Raw genomic sequence first — 19,474 nt, 5'->3', positions numbered from 1 at the left:
TAATAATGACTATCTTGATTGAGCAAGCGGCCAGCGGTGTGTTAACACTGACGATGCGGCGCCCTGAAAAAAAGAATGCGTTAAATCTGGCGATGTATCGGCAGCTTACGGCGGCATTACAACAAGCACGGCAGCAGTTACAGACTAAAGTTGTGGTAATTCAAGGGGATGCAGATTGCTTTACCAGTGGTAATGATTTGCAAGATTTTTTATCTGCGGGTGCTCTAGATATGCAGCATCCGGTGGTGCAGTTTTTATACGAAGCCGCCAGTTTTCCCAAGCCCTTGATAGCCGCTGTGGCAGGGCTTGCCATTGGCATCGGTACTACACTATTGCTGCACTGTGATCTGGTTTACGCTGCGCCAGCCAGCCGTTTGCAGATGCCGTTCACATTGCTGGGGTTATGCCCTGAAGCCGCATCCAGTTTATTATTACCGCAGATCGCCGGTTACCAGCGCGCCGCGCAATATTTGTTATTGGGGGAGGCTTTTAGCAGTGAGCAAGCTGCACAATTTGGCTTGGTAAATGACATTGTGCCGGCCGAGCAGCTATTGGCTTTTGTTGCGGCCAAAGCAGAAACGCTGGCGGCATTACCTAGCGAAGCGGTGTTACGCAGTAAGGCGCTGTTAAAGGCCCCTCAACAGGCGTTAGTGCAGCAAGTGATTGGCCAGGAGTTGCTGGATTTTCAGCAGTTATTGTCATCTGACGCTTGCCAAAAACAGCTGGCTGCTTTTTTTAAACGACGCTAAGGCTAAGTGAAGCACGGACTTAGCCTTAAGGCCGCCATTTACTAACGAATGGCGGTACTAAACTTGTCGGCTTGTACCGTTTTGACTAGCCAGGAACCTCGGTGTCTTACCATTTCAACTGTCCGAGTGTCTTGCACGCGTTTGTTATCAAATTCGCCATCAAAAACCAGCTGAATAGTTGCATCGTTATCGTACTGCTGGCGCAAATTACGACCGCTATTGTTGACGTTAATCACTACGGTATCAAAGCTCATATTCAATAGGGTACGGCTGACTTGTTTTACCGAGCCGTAAGACTCTAAGATTTTGGCGTATTCGTTGGTCGACAAGCTTTTCGCCCGATTTAAATCTTTTTCATTATAAATAGCATGAAAAAATTCACCGGCGATAAATTCAGGCGTGCCAATTTGCGCATTAACTTGCGGGTTGTCTTCAGTGCAGCTGACTAATAGCAATAGTAGCGGTAACAGTAGGAGTTTTAAATAAGCCATAACATCATATTTTCCTTAAGCGATAGCAGAATTGTGGGTGTTTTCAGGCTATCTGTAAAGAAAAAGGCGGCGAAAAGGCTATTTATCTGGCCATCCATGGCCGACAACGTGGCTTAAACACACCCGTCATGCTTTACTGACGGGCATCACAGCTAAGGCCGCATTTATCCATTAGGCTTCTAATTCTTGCTCGGTGAAAATATTGGCGAACAAGGGGCTTGATAAGTAACGCTCTGCCGCGCTGGCTAGGATCACCACGATATTTTTACCGGCAAACTCGGGTAACTCGGCTAAACGTGCTGCGGCAACTACCGCGGCACCTGATGAGATACCGGCTAAAATGCCTTCTTCTTTCATCAAGCGATGTGTCATGGCAATGGCATCATCACTGCTGACTTGCTCAACCCGATCAATTAAATCGACATCTAACACACCAGGAATAAAACCGGCACCGATACCTTGAATTTTATGTGGGCCAGGTTTGATTTCTTCACCGGCTTTAACTTGGCTAATGACCGGCGATTCCGAGGGCTCAACCGCCACGGTGACTAGCGGATGCTGCTTCTCTTGTTTTAAAAAGCGACTGACACCCGTGATAGTCCCGCCAGTACCAACACCGGCAATAAACACATCCACTGCACCGTCTAAATCATTCCAAATCTCTGGGCCGGTCGTTTCAAAGTGAATTTGTGGGTTAGCCGGGTTATCGAACTGACCCAAAATGAGGTATTTATCTGGGTTAGATGCTTGAATTTCTCTGGCTTTTTCAATTGCGCCTTTCATGCCTTTTGGCCCTTCAGTTAACACCAAGTTGGCGCCTAAGGCTTTTAACAATTTACGACGCTCTAAACTCATGGTGGCCGGCATGGTGAGGGTGAGCTTGTAGCCGCGGCTTGCCGCCACAAATGCCAGGGCGATACCCGTGTTACCTGAGGTTGGCTCGACTAATTCGGTGTCTTTTGTCAGGATGCCACGTTTCTCTGCATCCCAAATTAAAGCAGCGCCTAAGCGACATTTCACACTAAAGCTTGGGTTGCGCGCTTCAATTTTGGCATAGACATTGGCGCCTTTAACGACACGGTTTAATTTGACCAAAGGGGTGCGGCCGATCGACAATGTGTTATCTGCGTATACATTAGCCATAAAAACTCCAAAAAAAAGATAAGGAATAACCAGTACAATAACCCATAGCATACGCGGCCTAGCTAAAAGTTAAAGTAGCAATTTGCTATAACATATATCAGTTTTTTCACTAAGCACGGAGCCTGTATGGCCTTTCAAAGTACCGAAAACTACATCGTGTCTGCCGAGCTGGCACTGGCGGTTAATGCCGCTGTTATCCTAGAAAAACCCTTATTAATTAAAGGCGAACCGGGCACTGGTAAAACACGTCTGGCCGAAGAGCTTGCCGAGAGTTTGGGCACTGAGCTGATTCAGTGGCATATTAAGTCCACCACCAAAGCGCAACAGGGCTTATATGAATATGATGCCGTATCACGCTTGCGTGATAGCCAACTAGGCAGTGAAAAGGTGCAACATATTGCCAATTATATTAAACCGGGCAAACTGTGGCAGGCCTTTACTGCGGCAAAACGACCTGTGTTGTTGATTGATGAAATTGATAAAGCCGACATCGAGTTTCCGAATGATTTGTTGCATGAATTGGATCGGATGGCGTTTTATGTGCATGAAACCGGTGAGCATATCAGCGCTGAGCAGCGGCCGATTGTGATTATTACTTCCAATAATGAAAAAGAGTTGCCGGATGCGTTTTTAAGGCGCTGCTTTTTTCATTACATACGCTTTCCTGATGCCGAGGTGTTACGCGAGATTGTGGCGGTGCATTTTCCGACTATTCGCCAGCAATTACTCAGTACCGCACTTGAGGTGTTCTTCGAGTTACGTGAGCTACCGGGTTTAAAGAAAAAGCCGTCTACCTCCGAACTACTTGACTGGTTAAAATTATTGTTAGCCGAGCAAATTCCGGCCGAAGTGTTGCAACAAAAACAGCAGCAGGGCGGCTTAATGCCGATGTTCGGCGCGCTGTTAAAAAACGAGCAAGATGTGCAGTTGGTTGAAAAACTCGCGTTTATTGCTAAGCGGGGGCGTTAGAATGTTGCCGTTAAATGTTTTATCGACAGCCATCGTGTGTTGTTATGCTTATTGAGTTTTTTTTCACCCTGCGCAAATACGGCTTAAAAGTTAGTATTACTGAGCTGCTGGATTTACTCAACGCGCTAGAGCAGCAGGTGATCTTTGCCGATAGCGAAGCCTTTTATCAGCTGGCGCGTTTAATCATGGTAAAAGACGAGAGTCAGTATGACAAGTTTGACCGTGCCTTTGCTGAGTATTTTGAAGGGGTTGCGGCGGTCGATCTAGCCAGCAGCATTCCTGATGAATGGCTCATCCCAGATATCATTCGTCAGTTATCAGCCCAAGATAAAGCGGCGTTAAAAGGGCTGGGCAGTTTAGAGGCCTTAATGGCGCAATTGCGTGAGCGTTTGGCCGAACAGCAAAAACGCCATGCTGGCGGCAATAAATGGATCGGCACCGGCGGTACCTCGCCGTTTGGCGCTTATGGCTTTAACCCGGAAGGCGTGCGTATTGGCCAACAAGGCAGTGGTGCGCGCCGCGCGGTAAAAGTGTGGGATAAACGCGAGTTTAAAGATTTAGACAGTCACAGCGAGCTCAACAATCGCAGTATTAAGTTGGCGCTACGTCAGTTACGGCGCTTTGCCCGCAGTGGTGCGGCGACGGAATTGGATTTAAACGGTACCATTCAAGCCACCTCAGAGCAGGGAGGTTATCTGGATCTACGCTTTGTACCCGAGCGACATAATGCCATCAAGGTACTCATGTTTTTTGATGTGGGTGGCTCGATGGATGATCATATCACGCTTTGTCAGCAACTCTTTTCGGCCGTGAAAACCGAGTTTAAGCATCTGGAGTTTTTTTACTTTCATAACTGCGTATATGAAGGTGTCTGGCGTGATAATAGCCGACGGTTTACCGAACAAACCTCAGTGCTCGATGTGATCCACACTTACGGTAGCGATTACAAGCTGATTTTTGTTGGGGATGCCACTATGGGCCCTTATGAAATTGACTTCCCTGGCGGCAGTGTTGAACACTGGAATGCCGAGCCTGGGCGAGTGTGGTTAAACCGTTTGCTGCAACAATACCCCAAAGCGGCGTGGTTAAATCCGCAGCCGCTGGCATGGTGGGGGCATTATCATTCCATCAGTCTGGTTCAAAGCATTATGCAGCAGCGTATGTTTCCGTTAACCCTTACCGGTTTATCTGATGCCATTAAAAGCCTTAGCTAAGCGCAACGGCCATAGCGATTGGTGCCGCTTAATAGGCGTTAACGGATGAGCGCGGAACTCAGTGTTATTCTACTGACTACAGTATTGTGGTTACTGGGCTATGGTAGGTTATACCCCAGGTTCAGGTGGTGAGAAAAAAACGGCCAAGGCGTTTAACGTCTTGGCCATTTTTATCGGTTTTTTGCTAAACCGATAACGTTTCACTTCATTTAGGCAAGCCTTGGCTTTACTGCCGGAGGCTGGGCATCAGGGCTATGATCCCTTAATCGTCTTGCTCTGCCGCCGCATTGCGCGCTTTACGTTCTTGCATCTCATTATAAGCGGCGTTAATTTCATCGAGTACTGCATCGATATCGGCTAACTGTTCATCTTCGGCAAATTCACCGGTCAGTTCAGTGTCAGGATTCAGGTTACCGGCTTCAAACAAGGCCCAGATTTCTTTAGCATATTTTGTGTTTAATAGCTCAGGCGCAAATTGCCCATAATATTGGGTAATATTATTCACGTCTCGGCTTAACATCCACTGAGCGTTGTTATTGGCTGCCGCATCCACTGCTTGAGGTAAGTCAATAATGACCGGGCCAGTGGGATCTTGCAGTACATTAAATTCAGAGAGATCGCCATGCACCAAACCTGCGGCTAACATGCGCAAAATATGTTGCATCATGGTTTTGTGATCGCGTTTGGCTTGCTCGGGTTCTAACGTGATATCATTTAAACGCGGCGCGACATCGCCATCTTCGTCTAAAATTAATTCCATCAGCAAGATGCCATCATAACAACCGTAAGGCTCAGGTACGCGTACTCCAGCATCGGCTAACTTATATAAGGCATCTACTTCAGCATGTTGCCAGCTTTCTTCTTGTTGCTCACGGCCAAAGCTTGAGCCTTTCTCCATGGCGCGAGCGCGGCGCGAGCTGCGCACTTTGCGGCCCTCTTGATACTGTACGGCTTTTTTAAAACTGCGTTGGCTAGCATCCTTATACACTTTGGCACATCGAATGGCGTTACCGCAACGAACGACATAGACAGAGGCTTCTTTACCGCTCATCAATGGCCGTAATACTTCATCGATAATACCTTCATCAATTAAAGGTTGGATGCGTTTTGGTGTTTTCATAACACCCCTATAGTAAATTGGCGAAGTGCCAAACGTTAAGCCGATCCATGGCAATAGGCTGCGGTTGCAGCAGCATATTGCCAACGGGAGGTTACAAATCTAAATAATGTGGCCAACCTAGCAGTGGGCTGGTTAAACCGTGTTTATGTTCAAAGGCATCGAGTTTTTCTGGCGATGCGTCTAACCGTTGCTGTTTTTGATATTCACGGCAAAACAACAAGGTACGCTGTAAGGCAGGATGAAAATGCTGGCCCAGATCCTGGCGGATCGCACTGGCGTTTTCAGCGGGCAATTCAGCTAATACCGCTTCGGTTTGTAACATCAGGTAAGCATCATTAAACCAATGCTCGGCAAAGTCAATTTCGCGTAGCCGACGTTTTAAATCCTGCTTTACTTGACCACCACCCGTTAAAGCACGATAGAGCACAATCTCAGCCAATACTTCTTCTAAGCTAAAATGCTCGAATTCATCAAATTGTTGCCGTTGATAAAACTGTTGTCGTAATAGCTGCATCGCCTGAAAACGATGATGCTCGGTCAAGGCTTGTTGATAGGCTTGCCAACCTAGCCACTCTTCTGCATCGGGCGGACAAGATACTTGTGACAGCAATTGTTCATCAACTTCGCCATATAAGGAACTCTTGCCTGAGGTTTTACGATGCACAGTACTGAGCATGTGCCAGCCTTTTTGAAACGGTTTAACTAAACCTTCAGGCGCTAATAAGAGCTGGAGAGCCCGTACTGGATCTTTATCGCTTAACGCCATCAGGCCCAGACTGACAATGCCGATGACATCGTAAGCGGCTTGTTCTAACAGGTGCATCTTGTATTTGTTATAGAACTTGTCAGCAAACTTTAGGCTCATCAACACGGCTTTGCTTTTAATTTGCGCTAATTCAGTGGCATTTAATTGTTCTGCCGCTTGCGCGTGTCGAATCACCTGCGTTAAAAAGGGGCCTTGCTGGCTATCTCGCACCACTAACTGCATGAAAATTATCCCTAATCCAAAAAGCTAAACATATCGTCGACTTCGCTAAATTCGTCTTCAGCTTGGTTTTTCTCTTTAGCTTGCATCACCAACTCGGTAGCAAATTTATTGATAATACCTTCCCAGCCAGATTTTTCATTGCGGATCAGCGCTTTAATGGCTGTTTCTACCTTAGGGGTTAATTGGCGGATCAGTGCCAATAAGCTCTTCGGATCATCATAGCCAATGTTGTGAGCATCTTCGGCAAGCTGGCGTTCAGTGAAACTTTCGGCCTCTTCTAAATGTTCTTCATCTTCATACAGCTTATCTTCCCAGTAGTTTTCATACTCTAGAATTTCACCGCGATAAATTTCAATAAAAGGGATCGATAAATAGAACAAGCCGGCGGGATCTTCAGCAATACACTCTAAGATCTCAGCTTGTTTATCTTCGTTATCTTGGGTGCGGATCAGGTAAGTTAAAAAATCAAAGGTATGCTGTTTCAGATCTTCCGCATTGTTTTTGATTTTTTCTTCCCAATACAAGGGTTGCTGACACACAATATCGCGGATTTTTTCTGGCGTCATCAGCTCAGAAATAATCGATGGGAACGATAAGTCATGCTGGCTGTTCATTTGTGTTAGCGTAACAATATCAATTTGCTCAATCACATCAACCAGTTGTTGATCGCTCATGGTGTTGGCAATAATCTCAAAACGCTTACTGGCTTGTTTTGGTTCGACTAGCGCTAATTCTTTTATTTCTGCCGCAGCAATAGCAATTAAATCGGTACTCACTCTCAGCCCTCCCGGTTAAAGCGGATTTCATCATATTGATCGTCGTAGCCTTCTTCATCGCTATCGTCGTCATCGTGTTCGTCATCACCACCAAAACCATAGGGTGCGTCTTCTTGTTCATCATCGCTGTCGTCAGCCGCGTGGTTTTTGGGCATGGTCACATTTTGCGTTAGTAAATACAGTGCGGCACAGGCTTCAATTAACATCGTTTCAGAATAATCACGAATGGCTTTTACCAAGGGCAAATCGGCATTATTAAAGGCAACAGACACTTTAAACTCTTCCCAACTGGGCTTTTTAGCGGCGCTTAACCATTGCTGCCATTTTGCTGCCGCGGCAGGGGGGAACTTAACGCGGCCATAAAGCGCCATCGGTAAATACTCTGGTACCGACTCAAGCATTTCAGGATCAGCTAGTAATACGGCTTTCATTTTGCTGGTAAATTGCTCAAGCGCTTTCGGATTTTCCGGGTCGCTATACGAATCTATATTTTCACCGGCGTCGGTTTGTAAGGCGCGGATCCGTGCCAAGTTTAATTTGCTGCTCATGATGGCCTCAGGCGTAATATTCGTCCCACAGCTCACGCATTGCGGCTGCAGGATCGGTAACAATAACGTTATTAAAATCTTTTAAGAAGGCGCTACGTAACTTCGGATCGCCCAGCACTTCATAGGCTGTTTTGACCCGTTGTAATTGATTGGCGGCTTGCTGCAATTCTTCTTCTGATAAACCGTGTAGTTTATCGGGGTGAAACTTATTGGCTAAGCGGCGATACGCTTTTTTAATCTCGTCATCACTGGCATTAGACTTTACGCCCAGTACCCGAAAGTGATTAATCATGTTGTTATCCTGTACAGACGGCGACTAGGGGTTAAACAGTAAATTATAGCCGCAAATCATAGCAGATCTGATGCAGTGTTGGCAGCGCATTATGCAATTCCACTTTATTAAGTTCGGCCACTTGAGTAATGCGCTATTTAGCCGCATCATATGCAGGCCTATGTTACGTTTTCACTGCGTTTTTAAGCGGCGTAGCAGGCTTTTTTCTCCATCGAGGTGTTATGCGCTGGTTTAGCGGTTTAATCATTTTGTTGTATCTAACGGTACTTTGCACACCGCATTCGTCTGCGGTCTATGACGTTAGAGTATTGCCGCAGATGGATAGCCAGTTGCAAGCGGTGCCGGTGGCACTGCCGCAGTTTTTAGCTAACGAAGCGGATGAAGAACCCGAACAGCCTGATGTTGCCCTGCTTAGTCGCAACCTTGGGCTAGGGCATCTTAGTACCCCTGTTGCGCTGACGCAGCGCTTAGCGGTGTTGGTCAACCGCTTATTTTCATCTGCGCAAGCACGCGCCCCCCCTTTGTTCCTCAGCATTTAAATGATGGCGCGACCCATTGTGGTTCGTCGCACTGTTTAAGATAGCTTAATCAAAGCCAAGAAGCGCTTTGGTGTGAGAGGAAAATATGGTTTTTATTGATATTGCGCTTATGCCTGGCAAAGCGTTATTGCCTGTGCTTTTTATGTTATTTACCCTGCTGTTACTTCAAGTGTGTCGGCATGTTGATGCGCCTGTTAGCAAGGAGCAGCTATGCTAAACAAGAATTCAACTTGGCAGGTATGCATGGTGATCAGTTTGCTGCTGTTGGCTCTGGTTTACGCACTGCCTAATCTGTATCCAGCCGATCCGGCACTGAGTATCAGTGCAACCCGTGGCGCGAAAATCAGTGAACACACTCAGGCGCAGTTAAGCCAAACGCTGCAACAAGCGAACATCCCCGTTAAAGCCTTGCAATTACAAGACGGTCAATTACTGTTACGTTTTGCTGATACCGAAGCGCAGTTACAAGCGCAAACCTTGTTCAACAAAACACTTGATCATAATTATGTTACGGCCTTGAGTTTAGCGCCTGCCACGCCCGAATGGTTAGCCCGTATTGGTGCGACGCCAATGAAGTTGGGTTTAGACTTACGCGGTGGCGTACATTTTTTGTTAGCGGTGGATATGCAAGCGGCACAGCAAAAACACATGAATGATTTGCAGCAACGGCTGCGTGTGGAAATGCGGCAAGCCGATATTCGTTATCGCAGCGTGCAAGCCGATCCAACTCATGCCCAACTGCAGATAGCGCTGCGAAGTGCTAATGATTTACCCTCGTTAGAATCACTGCTGTCAAAATTAGATCGACAGTGGTTGCTCAGTCGTGCCGATGATGGTGTTACCTTGCTGTTGCAACTGTCAGAGCTGCAATTAAAAGCGCTGCGTGAAGAGGCGCTGGAGCAAAATATAACGATTTTGCGTAATCGGGTAAACGAAATTGGTGTTGCCGAGCCGATTGTGCAGCGCCAAGGTGCCGATCGGATTATTGTGCAATTACCCGGTGTGCAAGATACCGCGCAAGCCAAAGAGATTTTAGGGGCGACGGCTTCTTTAGAGTTTCGCCTGGTGAACACCCAAGCTGACTTAGCCGCTGCGCTCGCCGGTCGCGTACCCGCCGATGCTGAGCTATTCCAAACCCGTGACGGGCAGCCCATTTTACTTGAAAAACGCATTATGTTGACCGGGGATCGGATCACCGATGCCAGCTCTGGCTATGATGAATATGGTATGCCGCAAGTCAGTATCATGTTAGATGCTCAGGGCGGTGAGTTGCTCTCTGCGGGAACGAAAAACGCCACCGGGCGGCGCATGGCGTCAGTGTTTGTTGAATACAAAGCCAGTGCCGAGCGTGCTGAAGATGGCAGTGCCGTGCTGATTAAACAGCAAGAGGTGATAAACGATGCGACCATTCGTATGCGCCTTGGCCATAGTTTTCAAATTACCGGTTTAAGCTCGTCTGCTGAAGCTCAACAGCTGGCGTCGTTATTACGCGCGGGCGCCTTAATCGCACCGATCCAAATCTTAGAAGAACGCAGCATCGGCCCTAGTTTAGGCCAAGAAAATATTAAGCTTGGTATGCAAGCCATCTCTTTTGGCATGCTGGCCGTGTTGCTGTTTATGCTGGTGTATTACAAAGGCTTTGGTTTGGTCGCGAATGTTGCTTTGCTCGCCAATGTGGTGTTGCTGATGGGGCTATTGTCGATGATCCCTGGCGCCACCCTAAGTTTGCCCGGCATGGCTGGCATAGTGTTAACCGTTGGCATGGCAGTGGATGCCAATGTGTTGATCTTTGAGCGGATCAGAGAAGAGCTCAGCGCAGGGCGCTCTGTTCAACAGGCTATTCATGAAGGCTACGATCGCGCCTTTGCCACCATTGCCGATTCCAATATTACCACCTTGTTAGTGGCATTAATTCTGTTTGGTATTGGCACCGGCCCGGTGAAAGGTTTTGCTATTACGCTGGCACTGGGGATCTTAACCTCGATTTTTACCGCGGTGCTGTGTACTCGCCTGCTTGTTAACATGATTTGGGGTGGCCGCCGTGTGCAGTCACTGTCTATTTAAGGGGTATTTGATGCAAGTATTTAACTTTACGCAACCGGCTAATTTTATGCGCTATAAATGGCTGGCCGTGAGTGTGTCAGTGCTGTTGGTGCTTAGCTCGTTGATGCTATTAGCCACGCGTGGTTTAAATTGGGGTTTAGATTTTACTGGCGGTACAGTGATTGAAGTGGCATTTCAGCAAGCCGCTAATTTGGTGCAAGTGCGCGAGGTTTTAGCCGGTGCCGGTTATGCGGATGCTGTTGTGCAATTGTTTGGCAGTAGTCAGGATGTGTTAATCCGTATTCCGTTGCAGCAAGGGCTTGCACAAACACAGCTGGGCAGCACGGTATTAGGCGCGTTAACACAGCAGATTGATCCTCTGATCAGTTTGCAGCGCATTGAGTTTGTGGGGCCAAGTGTTGGCGCGGGTTTAAAGCAAGATGGGGGCTTAGCGTTGCTAGTCGCCTTATTAGGTATTTTACTCTATGTTACCCTTCGCTTTGAATGGCGCTTGTCACTTGGGGCCGTTTTGGCTTTAGGGCACGATGTGATTTTAACGCTGGGTTTATTTTCTTTATTGCAGTTAGAGTTCGATTTGACCGTTTTAGCGGCAGTGTTGGCGCTGATTGGATATTCAATCAACGATACGATTGTGGTATTTGACCGCATTCGCGAGAGCTTTCGCAAGCTGCGTGATAGTAGCGCGGAAGAAACGATTAACCATGCTATTACCACCACCTTAAACCGTACGGTTATTACCTCGTTAACGACGCTGTTGGTGTTACTGGTACTGTTTTATATGGGGGGCGCGCTGATCCATGGTTTTGCAACGGCGTTGTTGTTCGGCATTCTGGTCGGCACCTATTCGTCAGTTTATGTGGCCAGTGCCATCGCCTTAGTGTTGGGTTTAACCCGGGAAGATTTGCTGGTACCCGTGATTGAGAAAGAAGGCGCCTCGAATGATTTGCCGCTATAAAAGTGCTTAAGGGTAAGTCGTTAATCATTTGACGTTCAGCTAAGCTGAAGGTAGCAGAAAAGAGCACCGATCATCGGATATGAGCGGTGCTCTTTAAAGCAACAAAGGGGTATCAGCAGGCTATTTAGGGGGGAGAGCCGCCCGCAATGAAAAGGACCTAAGTCCTTTTCAACTGAGTCTCGGTGCCACAACGATAAAAGTGTGCTGTTTAGCGGTTAGGCTTTTTCAGGCAACTTTTATAGCTAAAAAACGCGATGGCTTAATAACCTTGTGCGTGAACATCTCGAACCGCCCGGCCCGAAGGATCGGTCATTTCAGCCATTTTGGCATCCCAAGCTAATGCTTCTGGTGTGGAACAAGCGACAGACTTACCCCCTGGCACACAAGAGATGGCACCTGCATGTGGGAAATGCTCTTCAAAGATCACCCGGTAGTAATAGGCTTCTTTGCTATCTGGCGTGTTGACCGGGAAGCGGAAGCTGGCGGTGGCCATCTGCTGATCAGACACTTCTTTCGCGGCATGCGCTTTTAAGCTGTCAATCCAGTTGTAACCGACACCGTCCGAGAATTGCTCTTTTTGCCGCCATAAAATTTCATTAGGCAGTAAACCCTCAAATGCATGGCGTAAAATGTGTTTTTCCATTTTGCCACCACCGCACATCTTCGCTTGTGGGTTTAAGCGCATAGCCACATCCATAAATTCTTTATCTAGGAACGGCACACGCGCTTCAATACCCCAAGCTGACATGGCTTTGTTAGCACGATTACAATCAAACAAATGTAAACGGTCTAATTTACGCAGTGTTTCTTCATGGAACTCTTTGGCATTCGGCGCTTTATGGAAATACAAATAACCACCAAACAGTTCATCCGAGCCTTCGCCAGATAACACCATTTTAATGCCCATGGCTTTAATTTTACGAGCCATCAAATACATCGGTGTGGAAGCACGGATCGTGGTTACATCATAGGTTTCTAAGTGATAAACCACATCACGCAGTGAGTCTAATGCCTCTTGCACACTAAAGTGCACAGTGTGATGCACAGTACCAATGGCATCTGCTACTTTTTGGGCGGCAATCAGATCAGGCGAGCCGGGTAAACCGACGGCAAAAGAGTGCAAACGGGGCCACCAAGCTTCTGATTGATCATCATCTTCGACACGGCGCTTGGCAAATTGCTGAGCAATAGCTGAAATTAAGGACGAGTCTAAACCGCCGGATAACAATACCCCATAAGGTACGTCTGACATCAGGTGAGTTTTTACGCTGTGCTCAAGTGCTTCGCGTAACTCAGTTTCATTGGCAGGGTTGTCTTTAACCGCATCGAAACTTTGCCAATCGCGTTGATAGTACTGACGCAGTTCACCAATTTTGCTATCAAAATAATGGCCTGGTGGGAATTCTTTTATTTGCTTACAAACCGGTACCAGCGCTTTTAACTCTGAGGCGACAAATAGCTGACCATGTTCGTCATAGCCGTAATACAACGGAATAATGCCCATATGATCACGCGCAATTAAATAGCGTTGCTGTTCGGCATCATACAAAATAAAGGCAAACATGCCGTGCAGCTGATCAATAAATTCAGCTCCATGCTCTAAATACAACGGTAAGATCACTTCACAATCCGATTTTGTTTTAAACGGATAGGGCGTACTCAAGGTTTTTTCGAGTGCTTTATGATTGTAGATCTCACCATTCACTGCCAGAATGTGATTTCGCTCGGTATTAATGAGAGGTTGGGCACCATTTTCAGTATCTACAATCGCTAGGCGCTCATGCACCAGAATAGCATTATCATCGTTCCAAATGCCTGACCAGTCAGGACCACGATGACGTAATAACTTAGATAACTGCAGCGCTTGCTGGCGCAATGCTTTAACATCTGTCTTGATGTCAAGCACCCCAAATATCGAACACATGATAACCTCTGATAATCAAATTAATAACACAATAAGTTTTGGCAGTATGTACGTCTATACGTACCCATTGAATGTGCCATGCTAGCGTTAAATTGCAAGTGCTTTTTGGTTTATTTCCTTTAATAGTCCAAAAAGTAACCACTCTCGTCAAATGTGAAAGCTTATGAATAAAAAATCAGCAAAAAACCGCTTTAACGCCCCCGCCAACTGGTCAGCGCAGTATTTAAGCGCTAACCCGATCTTCAGCGAGTTGTGTCAGTTGTTTCCACTGACCGAACTTAACAACTGGCCAACTTTAGTGCAACTTAATCATTGGTTGGGCCAAAGCGATTATCGCTTGGTGGACGATGCGCTGTTGCAAGCTGACGGACGTTACTACGAAGCTTTTATTTTTGCGACGTCGCACATTCCGACCCGTGCTGAAAATTGGCATGATCTGTTTGGCGGTTTAATTTGGGGGTTGTTTCCTAAAACCAAACGTCAGATCAACCAGCTGCACATCAGAGAAATGGCCTTACATGGACAACAGCAGCGTAGTAAAATTCGCAACAAATTAACCTTGCTGGATGAATGTGGTGTGCTGATTGCGCTGGAGCCGAGCGCTCAGGCTCATCGTCAGTGGTTACAACAGCATGCTTGGCGGCGCAGTTTTTGGCAGCAGCGCCATGATTGGCAACACGCTATTGTGCCAGTGATCTTCGGCCATGCTATTTATGAAATGGCCACTCAACCCTTTATCGGCTTAACCGCGAAAACCTGGTTTATTGATGTGCCTACCGGTTTTAGTCAATGGGCTTTAACAGATCGTTACACTTTTCTCGATGAAAAACTCTCTCAACAAATTGCTAACACTGAGCAACTGCTTAATAATGACCAGCTTACACCTTTGCCGTTATTAGGTTTACCCGGTTGGTATTCAGATAATAATGCAGAGGATTTTTATGCCAATACGGAGTATTTTCGTCCACGCAAGACTCAACAATAGGACTGTGAGATGATAGAAATAAAACAACTTGCCAAGGGCTTTACGTTAAGTAAAGGCAATAAGTTATCTGATACCGAGAAACAGGATGTTCGCTACAGTAATAAAGTCTTTCATTCGGTACGTGATGTCAGTTTTACCTGTGGTCAAGGTGAAGTGTTAGGCTTGCTTGGTCCTAATGGCGCGGGTAAAACTACGACGTTACGGATGCTGTCAACGGCCTTAAAACCTGATGCGGGTGCGGTGTTGATTAACGGTGTGGATGTCTTAAAAGAACCCGTAAAAGCACGAAAGTTAATTGGTTTTTTATCAGCGGATACTGGCTTGTATGGCAAATTAACCGCCTATGAAAATATTGCTTATTTTGCCAAATTACATGGTATGTCTGATGCGGCCATTAAAAAGCGCATTGATGAATTGTTTACCTTGCTGAACATGCACGATTTTGCCAATCGGCGAGCCGATAATATGTCTACCGGTATGAAACAAAAAACGGCGATAGCGCGGGCGGTAGTTCATTCTCCCAAAGTGGTGATTTTCGATGAGCCGACAACGGGATTAGACATCATGACCGTGCAAACGGTATTAGATTTTATTCAGTCGTTAAAAACGACGGGGATCCCAGTGATTTTCTCTACTCACCACTTAGATGAAGTGGCGAGTTTGTGTGATCGTGTGGTGGTCATTGATAAAGGGATCAGCAGCTTTTCGGGTGCTTTGGCACAATTTAGTGCCTTAAGTGCCACGGGCGATTTACGTCAGGCCTTTTTATCTGTCTTACAGCAACAACCTGCAGCACAAGGAGCCGTCTAATGTGGCAAGTTTATCTGAAAGAACTTACGGAATTAATGCGGGATAAGAAAACATTAATTTTTGTTATTTTGCTACCCATTTTTATTTTTCCGGTTATTTTCGGCATTATGGGCCTGGTGTTATCTTCAACCACCAATAAAGCTATGCAAGAGCAACATCGCTACGTCATTATTAACGAGCAGCAAGCGCCTGAGTTTACCCAAGCGTTGTTTTATCATAAAAACTTTAAGCAGGTGACAACCTCATTGACCGAGCCTGAAGCGCTGATTGAGGCTATTCGTGCCGGAGATTTCGACGTTGCCGTGGTGATCCCTGCTGATTTTCAAGCAAAACAACAAGCCGTGGAACAAAGCCAATGGCAGCTTATTTATAACCAAGCTAGCCAGTTAGACTTTATGTCTCGTTATTTTAATGAAATGCTTGAAAATTATACCGGTACTTTACAACGTCAATCATTAAGTGCACTGGGTGTTGATCCTGAAAAGCTGACTGCGATTTTAAAACCCGTGTCGGTTGAAAAACTGGATACGGCAGCGAAACGTGAAAACCTGGGTGAAAAATTTGGGGCCTTAGTGGCTTATATTTTGATCCCGTTGTGCTTGCTCGGTGCTTCTTATCCGGCGATTGACATGGGCGCAGGGGAGAAAGAGCGGGGTACGCTGGAGACCTTGTTAATTTGTCCGATTAGCCGCACTGCCATTGTGTTGGGTAAATTTGCTACGGTGCTGACGACAGGCTTGGCGGGGGCACTGATCACGGTAGCCAGCTTCGGTATATGGGGCGCGGTGATAGGCTCTTTTGCCGGTTTTTCAGTGGTCAAAGAGGCGATGGGAGCGATTTCTGTACCAGAGTTGTTGTTAATTTTTATGATGATCGTACCAACGTCGGCCATCTTTGCCTCTTTATTATTGGCGATCTCGATTTATGCCAAAACCTTTAAAGAAGCGCAAAACTATATGAGTCCGCTCAGTATTTTGATGTTTGTGCCTCTTGCTGCAGCCATGATGCCGGGTGTTGAATTAAATGCGAAAACCGCTTTTATTCCGGTAATGAATGTCGCGTTAGCCATTAAAGAGTTGATTAAAGGTACGGCTGAAACCAGTATGATTGCGCTGATTTTTGGTGCGACAGTGCTATTAGCTGCGGTATTAATTGCCTTTTGTGTGCACTGGTTCCAACAAGAAAAAGTACTGTTTCGTTAAATGACAACTAAAAGCTATTGATAACGATTCGCAATAGTATTAATATGGCGTGGTGTCCAGAACGGAGATCACGCCATGTTCATTTGTGTTTGCAAAGCGGTATCTGACAAAGCCATTAAGCAGGCTATCGCTGAAGGTGCCGATTCAATGCGCTCACTCAAAAATCAGCTGGGGGTAGGCTCTCAGTGTGGTAAATGCCTGTGTCAGGCCTCACAGCTGTTACATAACGAACTGGTTAAACAACAAGTAAGTGATAAGGTTATCGACAGCTTAACCAAGCCTGCAGCGTAACTGCGAGCATTATTAATTCCGCTCATCGTTACATTTCTATTTTCATTCCGAAGCAAAGCCCAGCATAATAGTCAAATTTATTGTAATACAGCGCCCTTAATGGCTTTGCTGTACTTCGCTATACTGGTTTTGTGAACGTAAATCGAATGCTTTGGAGCAGTTAATGGATAAGATTAAGCAGGTGGCTATCGTTGGTGGTGTCCATGGTAATGAGTTTTCCGGGATCTACTTGGTTAAACAATTTCAAGCTGAGCCTGAGCGCTGCCGTCGAAGTAGTTTTACGACTGAAACGGTCTGGGCTAATCCTGCGGCTTATGCTGCCAATAAGCGCTATTTGCACAGCGATTTAAATCGACAATTTAAAAACGTGGATCTGGCAAACCCTGAGCTTACCGACTACGAGCAAAGCCGAGCTAAAGTGTTAAACGCCCAGCTGGGTCCCAAAGGCGCTGCGCGCACCGATCTGCTGATCGATTTGCACAACACCACCAGTAATATGGGCGCATGTTTGATTTTGACGCAAGCCGGGCCTTTTTATAATAAAATGGCGGCTTACGTTAAAATGAACATGCCAGACGCGATAATTTCGCGTGATGAAGATCATTTCGCGGCAGAAGAGCACGCTTTAATGTGTACCTTAGGCCGTTATGGCGTGTTGGTCGAAGTAGGGCCACAGCCACAATCGGTTTTACGCCAAGATGTGTTAGACTTAATGCAAACAATGGTGCAGCACATTCTTGATTTTGTTGAGCTTTACAATCAGGATAACTTACCAGCCTTACCGAAAAAAACCGAGGCGTTTCGTTACTTACATTCGATTAAGTTACCGATGAATGCAGCGGGTGAGCGCATAGGTATGGTGCATAAAAATGTGCAAGATCGTGATTATCAACCGATTAACCCAGGCGATCCAATCTTCACCTTGTTTGATGGTACTGAAGTACTTTATAAAGGTGAACATGTAGTCTATCCTACCTTTATTAATGAAGCGGCTTATTATGATAATAATTTGGCGATGTCATTAAATGAAAAAGTGATTATAGAATTGGAATAAAAAAGGCGTGCGCTAAACGAGTTCGCCTTTAAACATAGGATGTGTATGAGCTTATCTGTTAGTCATAGCACTTTACGGCGTGTTCGAGCACTTGGCTTGTGGTTAGTGTTGGGGGTGGCCTGTGCGCCTGCCTCGGCACTCGGTTGTCAAAGCAAGCAATGTCAAAGTTCAGTGGTGTTCTTAACTGAAACAAGCTACCCCGGTGTGCAACTTGATAGCCATGGTGACGTCATCGGGCCCACTATCGATCTGATGAATATCTTAGCTGAACGTGTTGGCAAAGAAAGGGTGTTTTATTTAATGCCTTGGGCGCGAGCCATGCAACGTGCTCAGCATACACCGCGCAGTATTTTGTTCGAAACCGTGCGTAATACCGAGCGCGAGCCATTATTTAAATGGGTTGGCCCTATTATGTATTTCGACATGCAGCTATATGGCCCACCAAAACTAAAGGGCATGAATGCAGAGCAGATCAGTAAAAACTATGTTGCCTGCGGTTATCGTGGCGCCTCTTATTTACCGATATTAGCAACATTAGGCTTTTCTGAAGATACCAATTTGGTCTTAATGAAAACGCAGACAGATTGTTTAGATATGCTCAGATTAGGCCGCGCTGATGTCACGCCCATGAATGGTTTTCGACGTGGCGACATGTACGAAGAGCCACAGCTGCGTTTAGTGCCGCTTATTGCACTCAATGAAGTGGCGTTGTATATGGCGTTTTCGTTGGATTTTTCTGACAGTGAAATTGCGTTGTGGCAGCAACAATTAGAACAATTGTATCGCGATGGCACCTTACGTCGATTTTATCAATCAAATTACCCAGCGCGCGTGATTGAAAAGCTTGAGCAATTAGCCGGTAAGTTGTCAAATACGGCATCCTAATGCTTGCTCGACACTTAGCGTTCAGCCGCTAAGCGTCGAGTTTTCAGGTTAAACCTTATAACGTATCGTAACTGGCTTTTTTCTGAATTAACTCAATAGCGTAATTGTCAGGATCGCGCACAAATGCGATTTCTGTTGCGCCACCTTTTACGGGGCCTGGCTCGCGGCTAATCACACCGCCTTTAGCGCGGATCTTGTCGCAGGCGGCATAAACATCTTCTACTTCTAAGGCAATATGACCAAAAGCGCCACCTAGCTCATAGCTATCAACACCCCAATTGTAGGTCAGCTCTAAAACGGCATCACTTTTCTCATCGCCATAACCAACAAAAGCCAGCGTATAGCGATATTCACTGTTTTCGGATTGGCGTAATAATCTCATGCCCAGCACCTCGGTATAAAAGGCGATTGACCGTTCTAAATTTCCAACGCGTAGCATGGTATGTAAAATTCGCATGATGACCCCTTTGCTGTT

21 protein-coding genes are annotated in these 19,474 nt (G+C 46.3%); 12 read left to right on the top strand and 9 right to left on the bottom strand.

What is annotated here, in order from left to right:
• Nucleotides 1–5 precede the first annotated feature (5 nt).
• Nucleotides 6–749, top strand: coding sequence for an enoyl-CoA hydratase-related protein (locus JAO78_RS04075; protein ID WP_226750078.1), 744 nt, complete (start codon nucleotides 6–8; stop codon nucleotides 747–749).
• A gap of 41 nt (nucleotides 750–790) precedes the next feature.
• On the opposite strand, the gene JAO78_RS04070 is transcribed toward JAO78_RS04075, so the two are convergent.
• The gene (locus JAO78_RS04070) at nucleotides 791–1,240 is read right to left on the bottom strand and encodes a hypothetical protein (RefSeq protein WP_226750077.1); all 450 of its coding nucleotides are present in this window, start codon (nucleotides 1,238–1,240) and stop codon (nucleotides 791–793) included.
• Nucleotides 1,241–1,411: 171 nt separating this feature from the next.
• The gene (gene cysK / locus JAO78_RS04065) at nucleotides 1,412–2,383 is read right to left on the bottom strand and encodes a cysteine synthase A (protein WP_226750076.1); all 972 of its coding nucleotides are present in this window, start codon (nucleotides 2,381–2,383) and stop codon (nucleotides 1,412–1,414) included.
• 126 nt (nucleotides 2,384–2,509) lie between these two features.
• On the opposite strand from cysK, the gene JAO78_RS04060 reads away from it, so the two are divergent.
• Nucleotides 2,510–3,352 carry an AAA family ATPase gene (locus tag JAO78_RS04060; RefSeq protein WP_226750075.1) on the top strand — a complete coding sequence of 281 codons (843 nt, stop codon included), beginning with the start codon at nucleotides 2,510–2,512 and terminating at the stop codon, nucleotides 3,350–3,352.
• 44 nt (nucleotides 3,353–3,396) lie between these two features.
• The gene (locus JAO78_RS04055) at nucleotides 3,397–4,566 is read left to right on the top strand and encodes a vWA domain-containing protein (protein ID WP_226750074.1); all 1,170 of its coding nucleotides are present in this window, start codon (nucleotides 3,397–3,399) and stop codon (nucleotides 4,564–4,566) included.
• A gap of 262 nt (nucleotides 4,567–4,828) precedes the next feature.
• Here the strand turns inward: JAO78_RS04055 and JAO78_RS04050 are convergent, their stop codons facing one another.
• The 5 genes from JAO78_RS04050 to atcJ form a co-directional block, all read right to left on the bottom strand.
• Nucleotides 4,829–5,686 carry a PA4780 family RIO1-like protein kinase gene (locus JAO78_RS04050; RefSeq protein ID WP_226750073.1) on the bottom strand — a complete coding sequence of 286 codons (858 nt, stop codon included), beginning with the start codon at nucleotides 5,684–5,686 and terminating at the stop codon, nucleotides 4,829–4,831.
• Between the two features lie 91 nt (nucleotides 5,687–5,777).
• Nucleotides 5,778–6,674, bottom strand: a complete 897-nt coding sequence (gene atcC, locus JAO78_RS04045; protein WP_226750072.1) for a cold adaptation protein AtcC — start codon at nucleotides 6,672–6,674, stop codon at nucleotides 5,778–5,780.
• A gap of 11 nt (nucleotides 6,675–6,685) precedes the next feature.
• Complete coding sequence (gene atcB / locus JAO78_RS04040) at nucleotides 6,686–7,450, bottom strand: cold adaptation protein AtcB (RefSeq protein WP_226750071.1); 765 nt, start codon at nucleotides 7,448–7,450, stop codon at nucleotides 6,686–6,688.
• A 2-nt stretch (nucleotides 7,451–7,452) separates the two neighbouring features.
• Nucleotides 7,453–7,998, bottom strand: a complete 546-nt coding sequence (atcA, locus tag JAO78_RS04035; RefSeq protein ID WP_226750070.1) for a cold adaptation protein AtcA — start codon at nucleotides 7,996–7,998, stop codon at nucleotides 7,453–7,455.
• A 7-nt stretch (nucleotides 7,999–8,005) separates the two neighbouring features.
• On the bottom strand, nucleotides 8,006–8,290 hold the full coding sequence (gene atcJ / locus JAO78_RS04030; protein ID WP_226750069.1) for a cold adaptation protein ActJcold adaptation protein ActJ: 285 nt from the start codon (nucleotides 8,288–8,290) through the stop codon (nucleotides 8,006–8,008).
• Nucleotides 8,291–8,511: 221 nt separating this feature from the next.
• Here atcJ and JAO78_RS04025 point away from each other — a divergent pair, with 221 nt between their 5' ends.
• The 3 genes from JAO78_RS04025 to secF all read left to right on the top strand — a co-directional run bounded on the left by JAO78_RS04025 (nucleotide 8,512) and on the right by secF (nucleotide 11,848).
• Complete coding sequence (locus tag JAO78_RS04025) at nucleotides 8,512–8,829, top strand: hypothetical protein (RefSeq protein WP_226750068.1); 318 nt, start codon at nucleotides 8,512–8,514, stop codon at nucleotides 8,827–8,829.
• Nucleotides 8,830–9,039: 210 nt separating this feature from the next.
• A complete protein-coding gene (gene secD, locus JAO78_RS04020; protein WP_226750067.1) occupies nucleotides 9,040–10,893 on the top strand; it encodes a protein translocase subunit SecD in 1,854 nt (617 codons plus the stop codon).
• A 10-nt stretch (nucleotides 10,894–10,903) separates the two neighbouring features.
• Nucleotides 10,904–11,848 (top strand): protein translocase subunit SecF, encoded by a 945-nt coding sequence (gene secF / locus JAO78_RS04015; RefSeq protein ID WP_226750066.1) that lies wholly within the window; start codon nucleotides 10,904–10,906, stop codon nucleotides 11,846–11,848.
• Between the two features lie 259 nt (nucleotides 11,849–12,107).
• Here the strand turns inward: secF and asnB are convergent, their stop codons facing one another.
• The gene (gene asnB / locus JAO78_RS04010) at nucleotides 12,108–13,772 is read right to left on the bottom strand and encodes an asparagine synthase B (protein WP_226750065.1); all 1,665 of its coding nucleotides are present in this window, start codon (nucleotides 13,770–13,772) and stop codon (nucleotides 12,108–12,110) included.
• 163 nt (nucleotides 13,773–13,935) lie between these two features.
• Between asnB and JAO78_RS04005 the strand changes: the two genes are divergently transcribed.
• The 6 genes from JAO78_RS04005 (at nucleotide 13,936) to JAO78_RS03980 (ending at nucleotide 18,999) form a co-directional block, all read left to right on the top strand.
• Nucleotides 13,936–14,757 carry a DUF3025 domain-containing protein gene (locus tag JAO78_RS04005; RefSeq protein ID WP_226750064.1) on the top strand — a complete coding sequence of 274 codons (822 nt, stop codon included), beginning with the start codon at nucleotides 13,936–13,938 and terminating at the stop codon, nucleotides 14,755–14,757.
• 9 nt (nucleotides 14,758–14,766) lie between these two features.
• Nucleotides 14,767–15,567, top strand: coding sequence for an ABC transporter ATP-binding protein (locus JAO78_RS04000; protein WP_226750063.1), 801 nt, complete (start codon nucleotides 14,767–14,769; stop codon nucleotides 15,565–15,567).
• Nucleotides 15,567–16,769, top strand: coding sequence for an ABC transporter permease (locus JAO78_RS03995; protein ID WP_226750062.1), 1,203 nt, complete (start codon nucleotides 15,567–15,569; stop codon nucleotides 16,767–16,769). Before JAO78_RS04000 ends, JAO78_RS03995 begins: the two co-directional genes overlap by 1 nt.
• 75 nt (nucleotides 16,770–16,844) lie before the next feature.
• On the top strand, nucleotides 16,845–17,060 hold the full coding sequence (locus JAO78_RS03990; protein ID WP_226750061.1) for a bacterioferritin-associated ferredoxin: 216 nt from the start codon (nucleotides 16,845–16,847) through the stop codon (nucleotides 17,058–17,060).
• 163 nt (nucleotides 17,061–17,223) lie between these two features.
• Nucleotides 17,224–18,114 carry an aspartoacylase gene (locus JAO78_RS03985; protein ID WP_226750060.1) on the top strand — a complete coding sequence of 297 codons (891 nt, stop codon included), beginning with the start codon at nucleotides 17,224–17,226 and terminating at the stop codon, nucleotides 18,112–18,114.
• Nucleotides 18,115–18,159: 45 nt separating this feature from the next.
• Nucleotides 18,160–18,999, top strand: a complete 840-nt coding sequence (locus JAO78_RS03980; protein ID WP_226750059.1) for a substrate-binding periplasmic protein — start codon at nucleotides 18,160–18,162, stop codon at nucleotides 18,997–18,999.
• A 55-nt stretch (nucleotides 19,000–19,054) separates the two neighbouring features.
• Here the strand turns inward: JAO78_RS03980 and gloA are convergent, their stop codons facing one another.
• Complete coding sequence (gloA, locus tag JAO78_RS03975) at nucleotides 19,055–19,456, bottom strand: lactoylglutathione lyase (RefSeq protein ID WP_226750058.1); 402 nt, start codon at nucleotides 19,454–19,456, stop codon at nucleotides 19,055–19,057.
• Between the last annotated feature and the right edge of the window lie 18 nt (nucleotides 19,457–19,474).

The organism is Alishewanella maricola, assembly GCF_016343785.1.
In the GTDB taxonomy this organism is placed as follows: Bacteria; Pseudomonadota; Gammaproteobacteria; order Enterobacterales; family Alteromonadaceae; genus Alishewanella; species Alishewanella maricola.
The sequence above is the reverse complement of the archived record's forward strand: the minus strand, read 5'-3'. Positions and strand labels throughout refer to the sequence as shown.

What these genes read in the sequence shown, in the direction of transcription:
- JAO78_RS03980 (WP_226750059.1), top strand. Translation starts at nt 18,160, where the DNA reads ATGAGCTTATCTGTTAGTCATAGCACTTTACGGCGTGTTCGAGCACTT.
- JAO78_RS03985 (WP_226750060.1), top strand. Translation starts at nt 17,224, where the DNA reads ATGGATAAGATTAAGCAGGTGGCTATCGTTGGTGGTGTCCATGGTAAT.
- gloA (WP_226750058.1), bottom strand. Translation starts at nt 19,456, where the DNA reads ATGCGAATTTTACATACCATGCTACGCGTTGGAAATTTAGAACGGTCA.
- JAO78_RS04075 (WP_226750078.1), top strand. Translation starts at nt 6, where the DNA reads ATGACTATCTTGATTGAGCAAGCGGCCAGCGGTGTGTTAACACTGACG.
- JAO78_RS04000 (WP_226750063.1), top strand. Translation starts at nt 14,767, where the DNA reads ATGATAGAAATAAAACAACTTGCCAAGGGCTTTACGTTAAGTAAAGGC.
- secD (WP_226750067.1), top strand. Translation starts at nt 9,040, where the DNA reads ATGCTAAACAAGAATTCAACTTGGCAGGTATGCATGGTGATCAGTTTG.
- JAO78_RS03995 (WP_226750062.1), top strand. Translation starts at nt 15,567, where the DNA reads ATGTGGCAAGTTTATCTGAAAGAACTTACGGAATTAATGCGGGATAAG.
- JAO78_RS03990 (WP_226750061.1), top strand. Translation starts at nt 16,845, where the DNA reads ATGTTCATTTGTGTTTGCAAAGCGGTATCTGACAAAGCCATTAAGCAG.
- atcJ (WP_226750069.1), bottom strand. Translation starts at nt 8,290, where the DNA reads ATGATTAATCACTTTCGGGTACTGGGCGTAAAGTCTAATGCCAGTGAT.
- JAO78_RS04025 (WP_226750068.1), top strand. Translation starts at nt 8,512, where the DNA reads ATGCGCTGGTTTAGCGGTTTAATCATTTTGTTGTATCTAACGGTACTT.
- JAO78_RS04050 (WP_226750073.1), bottom strand. Translation starts at nt 5,686, where the DNA reads ATGAAAACACCAAAACGCATCCAACCTTTAATTGATGAAGGTATTATC.
- JAO78_RS04070 (WP_226750077.1), bottom strand. Translation starts at nt 1,240, where the DNA reads ATGGCTTATTTAAAACTCCTACTGTTACCGCTACTATTGCTATTAGTC.
- cysK (WP_226750076.1), bottom strand. Translation starts at nt 2,383, where the DNA reads ATGGCTAATGTATACGCAGATAACACATTGTCGATCGGCCGCACCCCT.
- JAO78_RS04005 (WP_226750064.1), top strand. Translation starts at nt 13,936, where the DNA reads ATGAATAAAAAATCAGCAAAAAACCGCTTTAACGCCCCCGCCAACTGG.
- asnB (WP_226750065.1), bottom strand. Translation starts at nt 13,772, where the DNA reads ATGTGTTCGATATTTGGGGTGCTTGACATCAAGACAGATGTTAAAGCA.
- atcC (WP_226750072.1), bottom strand. Translation starts at nt 6,674, where the DNA reads ATGCAGTTAGTGGTGCGAGATAGCCAGCAAGGCCCCTTTTTAACGCAG.
- secF (WP_226750066.1), top strand. Translation starts at nt 10,904, where the DNA reads ATGCAAGTATTTAACTTTACGCAACCGGCTAATTTTATGCGCTATAAA.
- JAO78_RS04055 (WP_226750074.1), top strand. Translation starts at nt 3,397, where the DNA reads ATGCTTATTGAGTTTTTTTTCACCCTGCGCAAATACGGCTTAAAAGTT.
- JAO78_RS04060 (WP_226750075.1), top strand. Translation starts at nt 2,510, where the DNA reads ATGGCCTTTCAAAGTACCGAAAACTACATCGTGTCTGCCGAGCTGGCA.
- atcA (WP_226750070.1), bottom strand. Translation starts at nt 7,998, where the DNA reads ATGAGCAGCAAATTAAACTTGGCACGGATCCGCGCCTTACAAACCGAC.